The 21284-nt window shown below is 43.1% G+C and carries 19 protein-coding genes, 1 rRNA gene and 1 pseudogene; 6 read left to right on the top strand and 15 right to left on the bottom strand.

Going from position 1 to position 21284, the window contains the following annotated elements; genetic code table 11:
- Window positions 1-290 (top strand): annotated as a pseudogene (locus A1232T_RS06640) (transposase); the annotation flags it as partial.
- 120 nt (window positions 291-410) lie between these two features.
- Here the strand turns inward: A1232T_RS06640 and ompR are convergent.
- Window positions 411-1157, bottom strand: coding sequence for an osmolarity response regulator transcription factor OmpR (gene ompR / locus A1232T_RS06635; RefSeq protein WP_077448683.1), 747 nt, complete (start codon window positions 1155-1157; stop codon window positions 411-413).
- A gap of 462 nt (window positions 1158-1619) precedes the next feature.
- On the opposite strand from ompR, the gene A1232T_RS06630 reads away from it, so the two are divergent.
- Window positions 1620-4112, top strand: a complete 2493-nt coding sequence (locus A1232T_RS06630) for a Tex family protein (RefSeq protein WP_077448685.1) — start codon at window positions 1620-1622, stop codon at window positions 4110-4112.
- A gap of 101 nt (window positions 4113-4213) precedes the next feature.
- On the opposite strand, the gene A1232T_RS06625 is transcribed toward A1232T_RS06630, so the two are convergent.
- Window positions 4214-5473, bottom strand: a complete 1260-nt coding sequence (locus A1232T_RS06625) for a saccharopine dehydrogenase family protein (RefSeq protein WP_077448682.1) — start codon at window positions 5471-5473, stop codon at window positions 4214-4216.
- A 476-nt stretch (window positions 5474-5949) separates the two neighbouring features.
- Here A1232T_RS06625 and dapA point away from each other — a divergent pair, with 476 nt between their 5' ends.
- The 4 genes from dapA (at window position 5950) to cutA (ending at window position 8611) form a co-directional block, all read left to right on the top strand.
- The gene (dapA, locus tag A1232T_RS06620; RefSeq protein WP_077448681.1) at window positions 5950-6858 is read left to right on the top strand and encodes a 4-hydroxy-tetrahydrodipicolinate synthase; all 909 of its coding nucleotides are present in this window, start codon (window positions 5950-5952) and stop codon (window positions 6856-6858) included.
- 127 nt (window positions 6859-6985) lie between these two features.
- Window positions 6986-7336: a hypothetical protein gene (locus A1232T_RS06615; protein ID WP_095532737.1), complete on the top strand. Its 351-nt coding sequence runs from the start codon at window positions 6986-6988 to the stop codon at window positions 7334-7336.
- 102 nt (window positions 7337-7438) lie between these two features.
- Window positions 7439-8158 carry a phosphoribosylaminoimidazolesuccinocarboxamide synthase gene (gene purC / locus A1232T_RS06610; RefSeq protein WP_077448680.1) on the top strand — a complete coding sequence of 240 codons (720 nt, stop codon included), beginning with the start codon at window positions 7439-7441 and terminating at the stop codon, window positions 8156-8158.
- Between the two features lie 141 nt (window positions 8159-8299).
- On the top strand, window positions 8300-8611 hold the full coding sequence (gene cutA / locus A1232T_RS06605; protein ID WP_077448679.1) for a divalent cation tolerance protein CutA: 312 nt from the start codon (window positions 8300-8302) through the stop codon (window positions 8609-8611).
- A gap of 3 nt (window positions 8612-8614) precedes the next feature.
- On the opposite strand, the gene yjgA is transcribed toward cutA, so the two are convergent.
- From yjgA to rrf, 13 genes are all read right to left on the bottom strand, one after another.
- A complete protein-coding gene (gene yjgA / locus A1232T_RS06600; RefSeq protein WP_077448678.1) occupies window positions 8615-9124 on the bottom strand; it encodes a ribosome biogenesis factor YjgA in 510 nt (169 codons plus the stop codon).
- Window positions 9125-9207: 83 nt separating this feature from the next.
- Window positions 9208-10152 (bottom strand): RNase adapter RapZ, encoded by a 945-nt coding sequence (gene rapZ, locus A1232T_RS06595; protein WP_077448677.1) that lies wholly within the window; start codon window positions 10150-10152, stop codon window positions 9208-9210.
- A gap of 185 nt (window positions 10153-10337) precedes the next feature.
- Window positions 10338-11198 carry a pantoate--beta-alanine ligase gene (panC, locus tag A1232T_RS06590; protein ID WP_077448676.1) on the bottom strand — a complete coding sequence of 287 codons (861 nt, stop codon included), beginning with the start codon at window positions 11196-11198 and terminating at the stop codon, window positions 10338-10340.
- Between the two features lie 32 nt (window positions 11199-11230).
- Complete coding sequence (gene panB / locus A1232T_RS06585) at window positions 11231-12043, bottom strand: 3-methyl-2-oxobutanoate hydroxymethyltransferase (protein WP_077448675.1); 813 nt, start codon at window positions 12041-12043, stop codon at window positions 11231-11233.
- Window positions 12044-12114: 71 nt separating this feature from the next.
- On the bottom strand, window positions 12115-12621 hold the full coding sequence (gene folK, locus A1232T_RS06580; RefSeq protein ID WP_077448674.1) for a 2-amino-4-hydroxy-6-hydroxymethyldihydropteridine diphosphokinase: 507 nt from the start codon (window positions 12619-12621) through the stop codon (window positions 12115-12117).
- 30 nt (window positions 12622-12651) lie between these two features.
- Window positions 12652-14688 (bottom strand): polynucleotide adenylyltransferase PcnB, encoded by a 2037-nt coding sequence (pcnB, locus tag A1232T_RS06575; RefSeq protein ID WP_077448673.1) that lies wholly within the window; start codon window positions 14686-14688, stop codon window positions 12652-12654.
- Window positions 14689-14833: 145 nt separating this feature from the next.
- Window positions 14834-15430: a rhomboid family intramembrane serine protease gene (locus tag A1232T_RS06570; protein WP_077448672.1), complete on the bottom strand. Its 597-nt coding sequence runs from the start codon at window positions 15428-15430 to the stop codon at window positions 14834-14836.
- Between the two features lie 42 nt (window positions 15431-15472).
- Window positions 15473-16474 (bottom strand): 5'-nucleotidase, encoded by a 1002-nt coding sequence (locus A1232T_RS06565; protein WP_077448671.1) that lies wholly within the window; start codon window positions 16472-16474, stop codon window positions 15473-15475.
- A gap of 68 nt (window positions 16475-16542) precedes the next feature.
- A complete protein-coding gene (locus tag A1232T_RS06560) occupies window positions 16543-17649 on the bottom strand; it encodes an RNA-guided endonuclease InsQ/TnpB family protein (RefSeq protein WP_077448670.1) in 1107 nt (368 codons plus the stop codon).
- Between the two features lie 274 nt (window positions 17650-17923).
- A complete protein-coding gene (locus A1232T_RS06555) occupies window positions 17924-19213 on the bottom strand; it encodes a TRAP transporter large permease (protein ID WP_077448669.1) in 1290 nt (429 codons plus the stop codon).
- Entirely contained in the window at window positions 19210-19737 is a 528-nt protein-coding gene (locus A1232T_RS06550) for a TRAP transporter small permease (protein WP_077448668.1), read from the bottom strand. The genes A1232T_RS06555 and A1232T_RS06550 overlap by 4 nt, the downstream gene beginning before the upstream one ends.
- 21 nt (window positions 19738-19758) lie before the next feature.
- Entirely contained in the window at window positions 19759-20811 is a 1053-nt protein-coding gene (locus A1232T_RS06545; RefSeq protein WP_077448667.1) for a TRAP transporter substrate-binding protein, read from the bottom strand.
- A gap of 394 nt (window positions 20812-21205) precedes the next feature.
- Window positions 21206-21284: ribosomal RNA gene (rrf, locus tag A1232T_RS14595) — 5S ribosomal RNA — on the bottom strand; the annotation flags it as partial.

Raw genomic sequence — 21284 nt, 5'->3', positions numbered from 1 at the left:
TAGAGTCCTGGTTACAGCAAAGTGGAGACGCTTATTTTAAGCGGTTGTTAATTGCCTCTCAGGCTTGTACGCTCGTGTGGCGTATTATGCAAGCATCTGATAAACAGTCACAAGAGTTTGCTTTGTTTTTAGTGCGCCTCTCAGGTCGGCAAATGAAACGGAGCAAACCAATAACCGCACCTGCTGTGATGGCAGGATTGTTCCAGTGGCTTAATTTTACCGAACTGGTAAATCATTATCCCCCTGACAAACTAAGTGAATTTGCTGATGCCGCTAGTAAATTTGTGTAGATACCTATGCCCTGAAGTGGGTGGTTTTACGGCGACTGGTGATAAAAAAGGCACTCTATCTGATATAGAGTGCCTTTTTGCTTTCAGGAAATTATCTTAATCATTCCTAAGCAATCATCCCTACGCATCTTCTTCATCGGGAACGAACACGTAACCCACGCCCCAGACCGTCTGAATATATCGAGCCTGTGAAGGATTGTCTTCAATCAGACGACGTAAGCGTGAAACTTGAACGTCGATAGAGCGTTCCATGGCTCCCCACTCTCTACCTCGGGCTAAGTTCATAAGCTTATCACGAGTTAATGGCTCACGAGGGTGCTGAACCAAAGCTTTTAATACTGAGAACTCACCTGTGGTTAAAGTGACCACGTTGCCATCACGCTTAAGAGTACGGGTTGATAAATCTAAAGTCCAAGGACCAAACTGTACCACCTCTACTTGCTGTGATGGGGCGCCAGGTAGCTCACGGCTGTGACGACGCAGAACGGCTTTAATACGCGCCAATAGCTCTTTTGGGTTGAACGGCTTTGGCAGATAATCATCAGCGCCCGCCTCTAAACCCGCGATACGATCACTGTCTGAGCCTTTGGCAGTCAACATAATGATAGGAATATCACTATTGTCTTCACGCAAACGCTTACAGATGCTGATACCATCTTCTCCAGGTAGCATTAAATCTAGCACCACCAAAGAGAACAGCTCACGCTGCATCAGCTTATCCATCTGACTGCCATCATGGGCGGTACGCACCACAAAGCCGTCATCTTCTAGAAAACGTTGTAGCAATGAGCGCAAACGAGCATCATCATCTACCACCAATATGCGGTGGGTTAAACTGTCGGTATTGTTGATTTTATTGTCTGACATAATATTTTCCTATTGTTTATTTATTATAGTAACCCAAAGGGTAAAGGGAAAAATACATTTTGCATTTTTGATATCTAAAACAAAATCCAGTTAGGTCTTATGTTATATATGGTTATGATGCCAGTATTAATCAATGACTAACTTAATGAGAGTAACTTAATATGACCAACTGGAGCATAAAGAGATACGGATATAAAGTAATGCTAAGGAGTTATTGCTTCCTCCCTCTTGTCATCCTAGAATCCTCTATTGCTCATAGAGTGTTATATTAATCCTGACAAGGCATATCATTTAGTGTATAAGATTATGAAACAAATTACACACCTATTACATAGTAGTGCTGTATGGGTTTGTTAATTAATCAAGACTAATTGACAGAAATAAACATAAATATGCAAAAGCGTTTTTATTATGTCAGCTTTTGCTATAATGCCAACCACATTTATTAACTTCGATACGGATATGAACCAAACCGATACCCCAACTACCAACACCCCTACCAGCCAAGGCAGTACTAATTTGCCCGCTGATGTCATTGCCAACATCCATACCAAGCTTGCAAAAGAGCTAGGCATTAAGCCTGCGCAAGTCAATGCGTTTGTTAAGCTTTACGACGAAGGTGCCACGGTGCCGTTTATCGCCCGTTATCGTAAAGAAAAGACGCAAGGCCTGGATGACAGCCAACTACGTGCTTTGGAAAAAGGCTTAAATTATGAACGTGACATGGCGTCACGTCGTGCCAAGATACTTGAGCTACTACAAAGCCAAGGCAATCTAACTGAAGCATTGCAAGCTCGTATTGAGCAAGCCACCTCAAAGCTTGAGCTAGAAGACATCTACCTGCCTTACCGCCCTCGCCGCCGCTCTTTGGCTGCCAAAGCCCGAGCTGCAGGCTTAGGCCAGGTCGCTGAAAAGCTGTTAACTACTGAGATTACCCCTACTGAAGCGTTAGAAGGTTATCAGTTGCCTGAAACCATTACCGATGATACAGGTAATGAGATTGAGGTTGACTTCTCAGATGCTGAAAAACAGCTGGATGGTGTTGAAGCCATTATCATTGATGACTGGACTCAAGAGTTAGAACTTCTAGATACTTTACGTACTGGGTTCGCCAAAACAGCCACTATCAATTCAAACCTAGCCAATGAAGAGAAGCGTGAAGTCGGCGAGAAGTTTGCAGACTACTTCGAGCACAGCGAAAGCTTAGCACGCCTACCCAACCATCGCCTTCTTGCTATGCTACGTGGCCGTCAAGAAAACGTACTGGTCCTTAAAGTTGATGGTGAAGATGCGCCTTTTGTTGAAAAAATTATCAGCAAATTTGAATTAGATGCCAAACAGCCTGAAGCGCGTCGTGAGTTCTTAGTCGCAGCCGCAAATAGCCTGTGGAAAGACAAATGGCGCCCTCATTTAGAGCACCGCTTATTAACAGAAAAACGTTTGGCCGCTGAAGCCGATGCCATTGATGTTTTTGCCAGCAACCTGCAACACTTATTAATGGCAGCACCTGCAGGCCGTAAAGTTATCTTAGGTGTAGACCCTGGTATTCGCCATGGTGTGAAGATGGCGGTTATTGATGCTCAAGGTCAAGTTATCCGTGACGCTGAAGACACGCCTGCCACAGCTACCGTGTATCCTTTTGCTCCAGACAACAAGATGGAAGAAGCGAAAGCTACCATCGCTGAGCTTTTAAAAGCCCATAACGTTGAATTGGTAGCCATCGGTAACGGTACAGCCAGTCGCGAAACCGATGCCATGATCAAAGAAGTTATCGATGCTGATGACGCCATCACCGCCAAAGCTGTCGTGGTAAATGAGTCTGGCGCTTCTGTTTATTCAGCCAGTGAGCTGGCTAGCGATGAGTTAGCAGACTTAGACGTATCAATCCGCGGCGCCGTATCAATTGCTCGTCGCTTACAAGACCCACTATCAGAGCTGGTGAAAGTTGAGCCAAAAGCCATTGGTGTCGGCCAATATCAACATGATGTGAACCAGTCTCAGTTGTCTGACAGCCTAGATAAAGTCACTCAAGACTGTGTGAACGCGGTTGGCGTTGATGTGAATACTGCCAGCCCTGCTATTTTAGCTCACATTGCTGGTTTAAACCGCAACGTGGCTCAGCAGATTGTTAATTATCGCAAAGAGCACGGTGCCTTTACCAATCGTGAGCAGTTAAAAGATGTGCCAAGATTGGGGGTGAGAACCTTTGAGCAGGCCGCAGGTTTCTTACGTATTCGTGATGGCGAAGAGCCACTAGACGCTACCGGCGTGCATCCAGAAAGCTATGACTTGGTCAAACAGATTCTAGAAAAATCAGGCAAAGACATTGCTGAAGTCTTAGGCAATGACAGTGTTATTAACACTCTAGCCACTGATGGTATTGAAGCTGCTAATGATGAAAACATTAGTATTGCTGCCATCAAGCAAGAGCTGGCTAAGCCTGCCCATGACCCTCGCCCTGAGTTTAAAACCGCTCAGTTTAAAGATGATGTAAATAGCGTCAATGATCTAGAAGAAGGCATGCAATTAGAAGGCGTGGTGACTAACGTGACCGGCTTTGGCTGCTTTGTGGACGTAGGTGTTCACCAAGATGGCTTGGTTCATATCTCTGAGATGGCCAACGATTTCGTTGAAGACCCAATGAACTTGGTTAAGCCAGGCGATATCGTCACAGTTCGCGTGATTTCAGTGGATGCCAAACGCAATCGTATTGGCTTTAGCATGAAGTCTGAGCAAGCTGCTTCAGCCAAACCTGCTGCGAATAAGCCCGCTGCAGACAAAGCAGAGGCTAAGGCTGCTCGCCCGCCACGTAGAAGCAATAAAGCGAAACCAGCTAATAAAGGCGGACGCACTAACCCACGTAATGCCAAAGCCAAGCCAGCTGCTAAACAAAAGCCTGAAGAAAATAAGATTGGTTCATTAGGCGCTTTATTAAAACAAGCCGGCCTTAAGTAGCTGCTAATCTAAATTTCTAGTTATAAAAAGTTATAAAAAAAGGACAGTCCTCATGGACTGTCCTTTTTTGTTTTAGCCAAGCTTTACTAATTAAAATAAACCTAAGCAGTTAAATCCACAAACTCAAGACCCGCATGGTTTTGTAGGCGTTCAATCAAAGTTTCCCCCATGGCCGCAGCCGGAGTCCAAAAGCCGCCCGCAACTTGCTCTTTACTAATGTCTTGTAGCAGACATAGCGCGCTTTGAGCCAACATCTGACAGGTACTGCCATAACCAGGATCTTTATCCCCTGTAACTTTGGTCAACACTTGGTGGTTCTTATTGGTATAACCAAAGAAGCGAATATCGAAGTAACCGTTTTCTTGTTCTGATTTAGAAGGGCCATCACCAGGCTTCGGCAAGACATGCTCATTAAGTAAGTCACGGCTTGGCTTAAACATCATACTGGCAGCAAAGCCTGCAATACCCGCCGTCATTCCATAACTCATCAGGCGCCCTTTTAGGCCAGCTGGCAACCAAATAGCTTCGTCATATTTAAAGTCACGGCCATATTGGTAATCACGTAACTGGTTAGAGCGGTGAACGATGCGAGTGTTAATAGAGGCCATAATAAACGGAGCTACCCAGCGCTCATTGTCAGCGTCCCATTGTGGCAGACTGACATTCTCTTGACGCACATTAGGACGCTTAGCATCATCATTTAAGATATAAGGGTTGGCCAACTGTTTGCGCAGCGATTTGTCCTTGGCTATTTCCTCAAATATTGTCGCCATTGATGAGACGGTTCCGCCAGATAACCCGCCTTTGGCAGCTTTAACTCGCATATTGATGGTGTCACAATACTCACCATTCGCCTTTTGCGCACAGTTTTGGGTAAATAACACACCCAAATCTGAAGGTAGAGAATCAAAGCCACAAGAGTTGACAATACGAGCGCCCGAATCTTTGGCGGTTTGCTGATACTTATCCAGCATATCTTTGATAAATAAAGCCTCACCTGTTAAGTCGACATAGTCTGTGCCATTTTCGGCACACGCTTTGATCAAGGGCTCTCCATACTTTAGGTAAGGTCCCACAGTAGAGATAATCACTTGGGCTTGTGCCGCCATTTCATTTAGACTATCGGCGTCTTCGCTATCAGCAATGATGAGGGGTAATTCACTATTGCCCACCTGTTTTTTGACCTGCTCAAGCTTCTGTTGATTACGGCCGGCAATGGCCCAGCTTACCTCGTTGCTTGAGTCGTCTTCTGCTAAAAACTTTTGTAAATAAGCGGCAACCAATTGGCCCACGAAACTTGTGGCGCCATAAAGCACTATGCCGTATTTACGTTCTGTATTTTTTATGCTTTCATTTGTCATCTAACTTAATCCTTTAAAATATTTATTGTGCCTGTAATTGTGCTTGCAACTGTTGATTTAACGATTGATTTAGCGGCTAATTTATACCGCCAATGGCAATGAAGTCATTAAACCACACTCCCCTATTATCCGAAACTACAGTTTGTAAGATTGCCTTAGTCTGTAGCAATAAAGGCCGTAAAGACCCAGGGTCAGTAAAATTTCACTTTTTATTCATATTTTTATCAAATGTGTGGTATCACATAGCGCCGTTTAGACGTAAAATAGCTTAATGATTGAGTAAGAGTGAATGTGCTACACTAAATGCAATTTTTAAAGCTGTTTTAAATCATAGTTTTTAAACCATAGTTGCGTAGTAAAAAGCACTTGTTATGATAGTCCTAGCAACTATCAAACCTGCTCAAAAAGATTGATATGATAAATAAACACGCTAATATGTTGATATAACTTTAGTTAAAAAATAACAAGGCAATATTATGAGTAACCCTTATTCTGAATTTAAAACCCAACTACAAGGCTCAATGGTTGCCTTAGTCACCCCTATGTTGGCCAATGGCGATATTGATTATCCTCGTCTGGCTGATTTAATTGACTGGCATATTGAGCAAGGTACAGACTGCTTGGTAGCAGTGGGTACTACTGGTGAATCTGCTACATTGTCTATGCAAGAGCACAGTGATGTGATTCGCTTTTTTGTGAAGCACGTTAATGGCCGTATTCCTGTTATCGCTGGAACGGGCGCTAACAACACCCTAGAGGCCATTCAATTAACCTCAGAAGCAAAAGAGGCCGGTGCTGATTGTGCCTTGTTAGTCGCTCCTTATTACAATAAGCCCACTCAAGAAGGCTTATTTCAGCACTACAAAGCGATTGCTGAAGCTGTAGATATGCCTCAAATGCTTTATAATGTGCCTGGACGTACTGTGGTAGATATCGCACAAGAGACGGTTGAGCGCCTAGCCAATATTGAAAATATTGTGGCCATTAAAGATGCTACCGGCTCTGTAGAGCGCGGTAAGTTGCTAATTGAAGCTTTAGGCGATCGTATCGTTGTGCTATCAGGAGATGACGGTACTGCATTAGAGCTTATGAAGCACGGTGCTAAAGGCAACATCTCTGTAACGGCAAATATCGTTCCTAAAGCCATGAGCCAAGTGTTCAATGCTGCTTTAGAAGGTGACTTCGAAACGGCTACCAAAATTCACGATACCATTGCGCCACTGCACAAGCTGATGTTTGTTGAATCTAGCCCAATTCCAGTAAAATATGCTTTGAATAAAATGGGTAAAATTGAGCAAGGCATTCGTCTGCCACTGGTCTGGCTAAACGAGCAGTACCATAATCAAGTTGATGCCGGCTTACGTGCCGCAGGTTTGGTTGAATAATACCAACCCTCAACTGGTTCCCAGTATGTTTAATTTCGGTACTTTTGACTATCAGTACTTTTGAATACAGGTTGTATGGCAGTGAGAAATTTATCTCTCTGCTTATACAGCTGACAAAGGATGACCCATGTCTCACATTGAACTTTCAAATCATTCACAGCCCTCTTTGGCCACGACCTTGCGCACAGCAATGAAGGTTTTGGTGATTGGGGCAAGCAGCCTTGCTTTTTTATCAGGATGCCAAGCAACTAAAGGATTTTTTGGTAAAATTGAAGATGGCAGCTTAGCCTATCAAAAGGCTGAAAAACTTGACCCGATTCAATTGCCTGCAGATCAAGAGACCGCTCCTTTTGTTCCGCTTTATCCAACTCCTGCCGTAGGAGTAAACACCCTTGATGTTGAAAACGAGTCTGGTAAACGTTATCAATTACCACCTCCTCATCGTCAAGTATCCACAAATAGTCAAGCTGGCAATTAATCGTCAGCTTTATTATTTATCGCCGCCACTCTACTTTTTTAACCCTCTTTTTAGTAATGCTGACACACCCGCTCAGTACACTATATGCATAGGACTTACATCATGCAGCTTCAAAAACAAGACCTGCTTTACAAAGGCAAAGCCAAATCTGTTTATGAAACAGAGAACCCAGATTACTTAATCCTGCACTTCCGTGATGATACTTCTGCTTTCAACGGCGAGCGTATTGAACAGTTAGGTCGTAAAGGACAAGTGAATAACCGCTTCAACGCATTCATTATGCAAAAACTTGATGAAGCAGGTATTGAAACCCACTTTGAAAAGCAACTTTCTGATGATGAAGTGTTGGTTAAACGCTTAGAGATGATTCCTGTAGAGTGTGTGGTACGTAACTTTGCAGCTGGTAGCTTAGTGCGTCGTCTTGGTTTACAAGAAGGTCAGCCTCTAACCCCACCTACTTACGAGTTATTCTTTAAAGATGACGCGCTAGGTGATCCTATGGTGAACGAATCGCTATCAGTATCACTAGGCTGGGCAACTCCTGAACAACTGGCTAAGATGAAAGAGCTTACTTTCAAAGTAAACGACGTCCTAAAACAGTTATTCGACGACGGCGGCTTAATGCTAGTTGACTTCAAACTTGAATTCGGCGTTTTCCAAGACCGCATTGTACTAGGTGATGAGTTCTCACCAGATGGTTGCCGTATTTGGGACAAAGAAACCAAGAAAAAACTAGACAAAGACCGCTTCCGTCAGAGCCTAGGCGACGTTATCGAGTCTTATGAAGAAGTGGCTCAGCGTATTGGTGTGCCATTAAACTAAGCAGATAGCTTATTTATATTTATTGCTTAATTAAGATTAAGACTAATACCCTACTTTGCTTTATCAAAGCCGACTATGATTAAATTATAGTCGGCTTTTTTGTATTAATAATACCCATACACTCTAAGAGGCAATAACCCTATGTACAAGCTTGCTGTATTTATTCCAGAACCAGACTTAGAGCCCGTAAAACAGGCTTTATTTTCTGCAGGTGCAGGCCATATCGGCAACTACTCTCACTGCTGTTGGCAGGTTAAAGGCACAGGCCAATTTATGCCTAGAGCAGGCAGTCAACCTCATATCGGCGAGCAAGATACCATTGAGCAGGTAACGGAATGGCGGGTAGAAATGGTGGTTGCTAAGGATAAAATTTCTGAGGTTATAAAAACATTAAAGCAGGCGCACCCTTACGAGACGCCTGCTTATGATGTGATTGAAGTGATAGATCTCTAAGAGTTAGTCTAGCTGAGTTAGGATAGCCACTTCTTTGATATAGCTCAATAAATCAGTTTCTGACTCTTGTAGTAGCTCATCATCATTCATATGTTTTGCATATTCAATCCAGAGCAATAGCTGAAACAAGCTATTGCGTTCTGCGGCTTTGAACTGCTTACAGAACTGTTTTAAGGTGCCTTCATCGTTAATATTTAAGCGCGTATACCACCCTTCAACTTTAACCGCCTGCTCTTTGCTAAATCGAATTTGGAATAGAGTATCCACTAAGGCGTGACGATCTTCTTCACTAATTAGCTTACCCACACGCTTAATTTGACGATTACGAGCGGCTGCACTGGTAATGTCAGATAAAGCCATTAACTCAGCCAAAAAGTATTCCGTTGCCGGCAACTTCTTCATTTGTTTTTTTGATAAAGCTGCCAAAGGCACAGACAACTTCTGTAAGCGCTCATGGGCTTTTTTTAGTTCAGTGCGAGAAACTCGCATATCATGTTCGGACCAATCAATCATAAAACTCTCAAATTAATAATAAAATAATATCAGCACTCTAATAAAACTTTGGGACGCCTACTACTATACTAGCTTTACTGTCTTTAGTGGCCCCAGTGCAATTTCTCACGGTGTTTAATCATTGCTTTTAGCTCGCTTGGCAAGCTTTGTGACAATCTGGCATACAGCTTCTCTGTAATAAATACCGAGCGGTGCTTGCCACCTGTACAGCCAATTGCCACCGTAACCGTATGTCTATTGTTATGCAAAAACTCAGGCAACCAGCGGTTTAAAAACTGGTAAATATCCTGCTGCATTTCGTCCACTTCTGGAAATTCTGAAAAAAACTCAGCCACTTCAATATCTCGGCCCGTCTTTACTCGTAACTCAGGATTCCAGTGCGGGTTGGGTAAGATCCGCACATCAAAAACAAAATCGGCATCGATGGGTACGCCAAACTTAAACCCAAACGACAATAAATTGACCGTAATTTGATTGTCCACCCCTATGTATTCACGCACCAACTCTTTTAGCTGATGGATATTAAGACTACTGGTATCGATAGTGATATCCGCATTGCTGGCAATCGACTGCAGCGTCTCAGTTTCTTCTTTAATGGCACTCGGCAAGTTTTTGACATCATAACTCGACATTGCCATTAACGGATGCACTCGGCGGGTGGCTGCAAACCGCGCTACCAATACCGGCTCTTGTGCGGTGACATATAAGATTTTGACGTTATTAACGCCATAAGCCGTTAGCAGCTGCTCATAAATACTCTTAAAATTAGAGGAGTCTGCCTGCAAGGTTCGTATGTCTACGCCCAGTGCTAGCTTTTTGATATCCCCATCTGCTGTTAGCTTTTCAGCGGCTGCAGGTAATAACGATAAAGGCATATTATCAATAACATAGTAGCCTAAATCTTCCAAGATATTCAGCACTGAGGTTTTACCAGAACCGGAACGTCCGGAAACAATCAAGACCTCTACCGCTAATAATTGGGTGCTCGGCTGTTGTCCTGTTTCAGTTTCTGGTTGCTTAGCAGACATATGGCACACTCCCTATCCTTTTAAGACGCTATAAATATTGCTCAAAAAACCAAAGCCAATATGCTTTAAACTTTTATATCAATACCACATACCACACTTAAAAATTAAAAAAACCAATATCTCGTTTCGCATTTTGCTTTCCCTAAGCTAGGCTTGCAGCAAAAACCACAGTATCAAAGCTCCTGCTAAATATCCACCTCTTGGTTATCCAATAACCTAGCCTTACCTAACCAGGCAGCTACGGCTATCACCCAAGATTGCTTGCCAGCAAATTCAGTAATCGGTGTTAGATCCTGGTTTCTAACCTCAAGATAATCCACCTTAAACCCTTTAGCATTAATTGCAGTAATACTTTCTTCAATCAAACTTTGTAGCGCAGTCTCACTGGTAGCCCTACCGCTTTGTAATTTAACCGCCAAATCCTGGACTGCTTTATGAAGCTCAGGCGCGGCAGCTCGCTCAGTTTCTGTTAAATACTGATTGCGTGAAGACAATGCCAAACCATCTTCTGCACGAACAATAGGGCCGCCAATTAGCTGAATATCAAAACTTAAATCTCGAACCAACTGCTTAATAATGGCCAATTGCTGATAGTCTTTTTTACCAAATATAGCCACATCAGGCTGTACAATATTAAACAGCTTGGTTACCACAATTCCCACTCCATCAAAATGTGTGGGACGTGATTTACCACAAAGCATTTGGCTGATACTACCTGCCAATACTTGGGTTGGAGGCGGCATAATGGGATACATCTCGTCAACCGTCGGCGCAAAGATATAATCCGCTTCTACCTCGATTAGCTTCTCAGTGTCCGCCTCTAAAGTTCTAGGATAACTGTCTAAATCTTCGCCTACCCCAAACTGTGTCGGGTTAACAAAAATGCTGACCACCACGATATCTGCATGCTGCTTGGCCAACTTTACTAAGGAGATGTGACCTTGGTGTAAATTGCCCATGGTCGGCACTAAGGCTATTTTTTTATCGGCTCTTAACGGTTTAAGTGCTTCACGTAATGATTTAATTGAATTATAAGTGGTGGTCATGCAGGTATCCTAATGATCTGATCTATTACCAACTAATTAAACTGATGTTCTGGCTGAGGGTAGCTGCCTTCTATAACAGACTTATGGAACAATGCAAACGCCCCTTCTACACTGCCGGCATATTCACTTTTTTGATTTCGCTCATCAGTTAAGAAGTCATGGACGAAACGGGCCACTCGGCCGTGGGTTACACCCAACATGTCATGCATAACCAAAACTTGACCATCGGTATCCGCGCCAGCGCCAATACCAATTACGGGCACATTCACAGCCTCCGTCACTTGTTTGGCCAAGGCAGCCGGAACACACTCAAGCAAAATAATTGCCGCACCTGCTTCGACGACAGCCTTCACATCTGCCATTAATTTGGCGGCGCTATCTTCTGTTTTCCCTTGTACCTTATAACCCCCAAATACGTTTACCGATTGCGGAGTCAATCCTAAGTGCACACAAATTGGTGCTCCAGCTGCGGTCAATGCAGCCACTTTATCTGCCAACTCTGCTCCACCCTCTATCTTAATGACCTGGGCTCCTGCTTGCATAATTTTTCTAGCATTAGCAATGGTGTCCTCAAGCGTGACATAGCTCATAAAAGGTAGGTCCGCTAGAATCAGCGCATGCTTATTACTACGGGCTACGTTGGCCGTGTGATATACCATATCTTCTACGGTCACAGGCAGTGTTGACTCGTGTCCTTGCACCACCATGCCTAGACTATCTCCAATTAAGATAGTATCGACCTCAGCATTCTGCATCATTTTTGAAAACATCGCATCATAGCAGGTCAGACAGCTAAATTTACGACCCTCTTTTTTGTATTTATTTAGTGTCGATAAAGTAATCATATAGGGCACCTAAAAGAAGTAAGCAGATGAATGATAAAGGCTACAAACTAAAGATTGTTCATTACAACAGACTAAGACAGACGAGTGAGCCCTGACCAATCCTGACTTTGTTCTAAGTCAGCAATAGGCACTCCGTTAATTTCTACGGTAGGATTCAACTCATATAAAGGTATCAATACAAAATTACGCTGGGTAATACCAGGATGAGGCACTGTCAAGGTTGGGGTGTTTACCTTCTCGTCGCCGTAAAGCAGCACATCCACATCTAAGCTTCGCTCACCCCAGTGACGCAAACGAACTCGCTGTGCTTGCTGCTCTAATTGTTGGCAAAGACTCAGTAATTCATGAGCATCCAAAGTGGTATCAAGCCCAACCACTGCATTGATGAAATCTGGCTGATCCTGAGGTCCCATAGGCTTAGAGGCATAAAGCGAGGAGGCTTTTACCTGAGTCACCTTAGGATGAGCCTCTAAGCTTTGTATCGCATTATGGATATGCTGACTAGGGCTACCCAGCTCATTGGTAATATTACCACCTAATCCCAGATAACAGCGTTTACTAGTTAAGGCCTGGCCCATGATAACTGACACCCTATGACAGATTATGACTTATTTTTTTTCGTTGGCAATTCTTTCACTGACGCTAATCGTAGAGCTGGGCTCACGGCGACGACGTGTGGCAGGTACTCGATCACTTTTAGGAATCACTTTGTCAACGATAACTGCAGCAGCTTTGCTCGATTTAGCTTGCTTGCTCTCAGCTTGCTTAGCCTTAGCCGCTTTTGGCTTAGACTCTGCTAATGGCTTAGCATCTGATTTACTGGCCTCTACTTTATTATCAGAGGCAGCCGACTGTTCACTCTTTGCAGCTTGTAAGCGTTCAGACTGTGAGAGTTGTTGGCTCGGCTGACGACGGCGACGCTGACTAGGAATAGGCTCAGCTTTTGGTAATAGCACTACGTCTTTTTTGACCACCAACTGCGAAGAAACCACTTTATCAGTACTTGCTTTAGCCGCTTTCTGCGCGGTAGGCTTAGCTGAGCTTGAAGGCTCATTTTGCTTGGCTGACTGCGGTTTATTACCAGCTACTTTGTGTGCTTGAGCCTGCTGCTTCTCAATATCAGTTTGCTGTGGCACTTGTTTGGCCATTTTATCCGCATTAATGGTAAATAATGGGCTTGGCTGATTTTTCTGAGAAGACTGCTCACCTGCCAATTTACCTAAAGACAGCTTTTCAAGTTGAGCTCTTTCTGCAGCATAATGTTTATTCTGGGTGCTGCTGGTCTCAACTTTTTGCTTTGGAGGCTTAGGCGTATAAGCAGTTTCATTGCTCACTTTAGTTCCTGAGCCAGCTTGGTCTTCCTGACGGTTACGACTGCGATTGCGGTTACGGCTTGATTTGCTAGCACCGCGGCGACTGTCTCCAGCAAAGCTATCAATGGCTTGCTGTTTTTGTTTTTCTGACAGAGTCTGATACGTTTGCCACCATTCGCCCATACCATTGGTCGATTCAGACAATGGATTTAATTCATCATCACACTGCTCACGCAATAACAAGAAGTCAAAAGCCGCTCTAAATCGAGGATGCTCTGCCAACTGTGGAATTTGCTTCACTCTAGGATTGGCAAGCTTGGGCTGCATGACCCAAATATCACGGATAAACTGCTCGGCAAAACGTGGAATCGCTGTCTTAATACGCTGACGGTCAATAACTTTACTGGCCGCTTGTAGCTGTGCATCATGAAACGGCATGTTTTTCTTTTTAAACTTAGCCAATTGATGCAGGTAATTGTCCCAAAGTAGTGCCGCATAGAAGAAAGCTGGGTTAATACTTTTACCCAAAGCAATACGTTTATCGGTATTAATCGCTACCTGATTCACCAATCTGCTTGGCTTCTCTGGCGGGTAGATGATTAAATGACGAATCGCTCCGTATTCAAATAATAGCGGCAATAAAGGAACTAAGTAGCCTCCGGTGAACATCTTCTGCGATTCATCATAGAGTCTATGCGGAGAAACTTGATCCAATAAAGCCCAGTTGTCATCATGAAACTGCTGTGATAACTCTTCATCAAACTCAAAACCCAATTTGGCTTTGAAACGTAAAGCACGTAGTAGTCTGACCGGATCTTCTTCAATGCGCAAAGGTGCATGACCCAACAATCTCAAGGTTTTGTTTTTGATATCGTCTAACGCATTGCAAAAATCATGTACCACCCCTTTTAAAGGCTCGTAATACATAGCGTTAATTGAAAAGTCGCGGCGGGCGAAGTCTTGATGAATATCACCCCAGACGTTATCACGGACGATCATACCATCACTGGTCGTATGTTCATTCCCAGTAGGCGGTGGCGCACGGAAAGTCGCCACTTCAATCATGTCGCGGCCTGAATACACATGTGCCAATTGAAAACGACGCCCAATAATACGGCAACGCTTGCCAAACAAGTCTTTCACTTCATGCGGTCTTGCATCAGTTACGGCATCAAAGTCTTTTGGATTTAGACCCAAAAGTGTATCGCGTACCCCACCACCGACAATATAAGCGTCAAAGCCCGCTTTGCTTAAAGTGGCTATAACTTCGATGATTGAATTGGGTAAATCCGCCTTACTTAACCCTAACTGCTTGGCTGAACGTTCTGCCATGCATCTACTCCCTACAAACTAACAAAAGCCCACGCTTACCCACCAAATGTAAGGCTAAGTAAACTAAGGCATATATAATTGCTAGTGTAACAAATTTTCAAGGTTGGTGCCCAACATACTCAACCTTGGCTACATTAATATCTACTTAGTAATTATTACCGTAGTAGTGTTTTGAGTTAGCACCAATTAATAAACCAATACAGAGGCCACCAAAATGAGCGGCAAAAGAGATGCCTGTTTGAGGCATAAGTCCCTCTTTTAAGATAAACCAATAGCTTGCCCCCATCAATATACAAGCCACTAAATAACCCCAACGCTTTGCAAAAACAGCCCCACCTATCATATAGCCAAGCATCGCAAATATCAGTCCTGACGCTCCAATATGGATAGAAAATGGAGAGCCTAGCCCCCAGGTCATTAGTCCAGAACCAATAATCAGCTTAACTATCGTTCGGTAGGCATTACGCTCGAACAGTCCAAATAAAAATAGGATTTGCACTAAAACAAGGGGATTTCCCATTAAATGAGAGAAGTTGCCATGCATCGTCCATGAAGAGGTAACACCGATTAAACTATTCAAGCTTAAACTACGCGGAATAATCCCTAGGGCGTTCCAAAAGTTAAATAAGACCGTACTATTTAAAAAGTACATGACCCATATCGGAATCAAAACGAAACCATAAAGGCCAATCACTTGGCTAAGACGATGTTTAATAAGATTAAATATTTTCTGCCAATTCATAGATATCGCCATATAGGAGGGATTGTCTAAGCCCGATAGCTTTTAAACAGACCGCTTGGCTCTGGGAGTCCAAGTATGGTTATAAAGCTTGGAAGTCGAATGATAAGGCACTAAGGCTGTGGGTACATAATTTCTGGCAGCCTCGATATGCTGAACAGAATCATCAAAAAAGATATGCGGGGCAAAAGTTTTTAGGACCGAAGTTTTTTCGAGCCCACCTAAAAAAAATGCCATATCTACCGAAACACCCCACTCACGCAAAGTCTTAATCGCCCGTAAATCAGCGGGAGCATTGCGGGCAGTGACTAAAGCAATTTGAATCGGTTGAAAATCCTCTGTAGGAGGCAACCTATCTTGCAGCAGCGATAGTTTTATTAATAAATCAGCATAAGGCCCTTTTTCGATAGGCAAATCTGTCATTTTAGCTTCCCTATCATGAAATGCCTTAAGCCCCTTTTGTTTATAGAGCAGCTCACCAGAATCATCGAATAACACCGCATCTCCATCAAAGGCAATGCGTAATTGATCGGTGTCTAAATCAAAAGTATTTACCGGTGTGGCATCCAATATAGCGCACGCACAAATCTCTGCATCCGCCACACTTTGTGCATCCTCCCTATTGGTAGTCAAAAACAAATCTACCTTAAAGTCAGCGATATAATCAGCAACCTTACTGCCAGAAATAAAAGCAGATCGGGTGATGCATAGGCCTCGCTTTCTGATAGCATTTAATACTCGTATCCCCGTTTCAGGGCAGCTTTTTGAAACAATAACCACTTCCACTAAAGGAGCCTTATTTTGATAGCCTTCCTCTGCCTGCTGTCCGCAATTATTCAAGTTTAATAGGGCTTGGATTAATGGGAAACCTGCTCCTATTTCTAGTGAGTCATTCTCCCGTTCCTGCATATATTCCCGAAATCTTTGCGCAGCGGTTAACGGATCTTGTTCAATAAGTTGTTCACGATATCTCTCGGACTCATCTAAATCAAAAAGCGCCGTTGCTGAGATTGCAACAATCAAGGTATTTGAAAGATCTACAGCCATTACTACCCAATCCTCAATCAATCAGTGGTTAACTACAAAGCTTATTATCCCTTGACTTCCTCCCCTCGCTAAACCGAGGGGATTCCTACAGCTAGACGGTCAAGCCCGACCGCAAGGATGTTCTTAGCAGCATTGATATCTCTATCATGCCATGTGCCACACTCAGCACAAGTCCATCCTCTTATTCCAAGACCTGCTCTACCTTTCGGACTACTGTCACTTATTTTAAGGCAGCACGAGCAGGTCTGGGTAGTGTATTTCTCATTTACCATCTCAAGATGACAACCTGCATACTTGCATTTATATTCCAGTTGTCGTTTAAGTTCAAACCAACCTGCATCGTATGTCGATTTAGCGAGTTTGGTTTTCTTATTGGTAAATGAGCGTGATTTAACATCACCGACCACAATCAAGGCATTACTCTGCACTAGCTTGGTGGTAAATTTATGAATTAAGTCTAATCTTGTGTTTTTGATTTTGGCATGGATTGCTTTGACACGCTTTTTATTCTTAGTACGCTGAGCGATGGCAAGCTTTTTAGCCCATTTTTGGGTTTGCTTAATAGTAAGTTTATCACCCATTGAGGTAGTGGCTGCTTCCTTTAATCCTAGGTCGATGCCAACATTGCCTGTACCGCTAGATTGTTTAGGATAGTCTTTGACGGTGATACACGCATACCAGCGATTACGACTGTCTTGTGCTATCTCAAGCGTATTGATTTGATATAGGCTTAGGTTGTAGCTATCGAATACATCTATGATGAGCTTCTGACCTTTAGAGAGCGATAGCTGTATGGTTGATTTAAGTGCCTTTTTGCCTGTTTGTCTGCTATGTAGATACTTGATAGCAGACTTTTTAAAAGGTATCCAGCCAAGTGATTTACGTTTGGCATCAGGACGATTGGTTCGCCAGTTAAGTTTGGCTTTTTTAAATTGTTTTCGGGCCTTGGCGTGAGTCTCATTGATAGCTTGTAAGGTTTGACTGTGCAAGCCTAAATACTCACCGCTACCTTTGGTGTACTCACTTAGATCATAAGCACTAAAAAACTTACCGGTACGTTTTAAATGCTCAAAGCACAGCGCATTAACATAGTTCCACACGAAGTTTACCGAACCGCTTAGCTGATTCAGCTCTTTTATGTGCTTGTCTTTAATGCGTAGTTTGAGGGTTTTCATACCTTTAGTATGGCGAGGTTAATTTCAACTTACAACCCTTTAAACACTACTCACGACAGTATATATCGCCTTATTATCCACCCCCTGAAGTGGGTGGTTTTACGGCGATAGGTGATAAACGTCTTGGTTTTATAGTTTTATATGACTAATGCAAATAGCCTTATAAATAAATTTATCCTCATAAAACAAACAACCTCATCATAACAAAGTGCCAAAAAGCAAAAAACCACACTATATTTTAAATAGTGTGGCAAAAAAGCGCTCTAAGGTTAAGTTAATTCAACAGCACTAAAGAGATGGCCGGGAACGCGACCAAAATAGCCAGTCGCACCACGTCTGAGACAATAAAGGGCGCTACTCCTTTAAACATATCAGACAGCTTAATATGTGGCGCCATCGCCTTAATCACGAAGATATTCATACCCATTGGCGGTGTAATCAAACCAAGCTCTACCGTTAATACCGCGATAATACCGAACCAAACCGGATCGTAGCCTAATGCCACAATAATCGGGAATACGACTGGAATGGTAATGACCAACATGGCCAAAGCATCCATAAACAAACCAAGTAGGAAATACATCAATAAGATACAAAGCAGAACCACCATTGGGCTCACAGCTAATGTACCAATCCAAGATGCCAGTGAATATGACAAACGAGACACTGAGATGAAATAACCTAGTGCTTCTGCTCCCAGTAGCATAAAGAATACCACAGCAGATAAGGCTAAAGTTTCAATAAGTGACTGCTTTAAGCCATCCATACGCATGCCTTTAGCAAAAGCATAAGCCCATGATACAAAAGCACCCACAGCTGCACCCTCTGTCGGCGTAAATAGCCCAAAGAAGATACCGGCAATAATGATGATGAAGATAAAGCTAAAGGGAATCAGACCTGTCAATGACAGTAGCTTCGCCTTCCAACTCGTAGACTCACCTCGCTTCGCTAAATGGGGCTTCCAGCGCACCATAATCATCACAGTAATCGAGTACATCACCATGCCTAAGATGCCCGGCAAAAAGCCAGCAATAAACATATCGCCAACCGATTGCTGGGTCAAAATAGCATAAACCAGTAGAGCAATACTGGGCGGAATCATAATACCTAAAGTACCACCTGCAGCTAAAATACCGCAAGCAAAACCTGGCTGATATCCATACTTCTCCATTTGTGGCAAAGCCACTTTGGTCATGGTTGAAGCTGTGGCTAACGAAGAGCCTGAGATTGAAGCGAAGATACCGGAAGATCCAATACCTGCAATCCCCAAACTTCCTCTAACACCCCCAAAAATGGTACGCGTGGCTTCAAACAATTTGCCCGCCATACCGGAGTGAGTAGCAAACACACCCATTAAAATAAACAAGGGAATGGCACTAAAATCGTACTTAGCTAGCACGTCAACGGGTAAGTCTTTGAGCATTTGGATGGCACCATCTGGCGTGGTGACCGCGCCAAAACCAAACAGACCGACACCGAGCATGGCTAAGGCCACAGGTACTCTTAAAACAACGAGGAAGATCATAACGACTAGGCCGATAGCGCCAATGATTTCTGGACTCATGCGCCTGTCTCCTCGGCGTCGAAGAACTCGCCTGTTTTAAAGATATTGATGGACTCAATCAGTGAGCGTATGGCAAGCAAAACACTTAAAAAAGCACTGATTAAGTAGATGGGCATCATTGAAATACGAAGATCTTGAGTCACTTTACCAAACTCTATGGCATCAAAAGCGCTCTCGATTAATCCCCAGGTAAAGAAAACACCAATAACGAAAAAGCCCATCATGAAAACGCCCATCATGTAGCCTTTTATGGCCTTGGGCATCTTCTGCGTGAAAACATCAACGATGATTTGTGAACGCTCAACAAAGGCGGCAAAGGCAGCCAGCAAAGCAAACAACATAAAGAATGAAACAATCTCAACACTGCCCTTTACAGTAAAGCCAAAATCACCGCCGGTAAGTTTAAAGACATAACGAGCAACAACATCTAACATGGTTGTCAGAACAATGATGATAAGACTAATACCACCAATGAACTGACAAAGCCGTGAAATTAGAGTGCTGATCTTGACCAAATAGGCCATAAGATAACTCCTCTAATTCAGTTAGACCTTACAAGCTGCACTAGCTGCTTTAGCTTTCTCGTAGACATCATCAGCATCAAGACCTTGTGCTTTTAGGTCATCAAGATACTTTTTGGTGCCTTTTTCAAGTGGACCTTTCCAGTCTGGATCATTCAATGGATCTGGAATTTCAACGATTTCATCACCTTTGGCTTTAGCGTCTTCAATCGCCATCAAATCATGTTTATCAAATACCTCACCTACTTTATTGGCCAGTGCCATACCTGAATGTTTATCCAAAATTTGTTTTAAGTCATCAGGTAAGCTTTCATACTTATCCTTATTCATAGCCACCATCAATGCTGAGCTATAAAAAGGAATATGAGTATGGTACTTAGTAATCTCATCAATTTTGAAAGCCGTCACAGCTTCCCAAGGGAAACTTAAGCCATCGACCACACCGCGCTGTAACGAGGTATACATGTCGTTAGCAGGCAACCCTACAGGAGAGGCCCCTGCACTCTCAATAATGTCACCAGCGACTGCTGAAGGACGACGAATACGCATACCCTTCATGTCCTCAGGCGTTCGAATAAGTTTATTTGTGGTGTGTAGTGATCCTGGACCTGCGCCATACATGAAGAGTACATGAGAATCTTCATACTCGCTGGCAATGGTGCCGTCTTCATAAAGAGTTTGTAAGATACAGCCCATTTGAGTAGCTGTGTTAGATAAACCAGGAAGCTCAGCAATCTGAGTTAAAGGGAAACGACCGCTGGTATAACCATGAGCCTGTGAACCGATATCAATCGTGCCTTTGACAGCAGATTCATAAGTAACATCCGCCTTACTAAGACCGGCTGAAGGATACATTTCTATCTTTAGTCGACCATTAGACTCTTCTTCGATTTGCTTAGCCCAAGGCTCAAACACTTCTTTACTAATAGAAGAAGTAGCTGGCCAAAAGTGAGAGAAGCGTAAAACTGTGGTTTCTGCTGAAGCAGAGCCATTAGCAGAGTCAGAAGATTGGTTTGAGCAGCCGGTAAGGCCTACGGCTAGTAAAAGAGCCATAGATAATGAGGTACGTAATGACATTATCAATTCCTTTTGATAAAGAAGTAGTAAATTCTATTAATAATTAATAGAGCGTTTAATTTTAAACTTATAAAGGAGTTGATAAATTTACAGCCACCAACTTATATATAGTTAATAAGAAGGCAGTTATTACCCAAATATTAGGGTAATAACACCAGATAGATCGGCTGTTAGTCCATTAACCGACATTACATATTCTCAACTCCTTTTAAGAATACTGGTCAAAATTAGCAGTCAAAACGATATAAGTCAAATCATTTTAAGAAGATAATTGGCAAATTTTTCTTAAGATAATAAGCTGTTTTGCGTAAGTGTATATCAGGTATACAAATATTAAATTACACACAGGAAAAAGCCCCCTCCAAGTTAATGAAGGGGGCTTTTAGGTATAGGGAGCTGACGATGACCTACTCTCACATGGGCGAACCACACTACCATTGGCGCTACGATGTTTCACTTCTGAGTTCGAGAAG

The organism is Psychrobacter pasteurii (assembly GCF_900162815.1).
Lineage (GTDB): Bacteria > Pseudomonadota > Gammaproteobacteria > Pseudomonadales > Moraxellaceae > Psychrobacter > Psychrobacter pasteurii.
The sequence above is the reverse complement of the archived record's forward strand: the minus strand, read 5'-3'. Positions and strand labels throughout refer to the sequence as shown.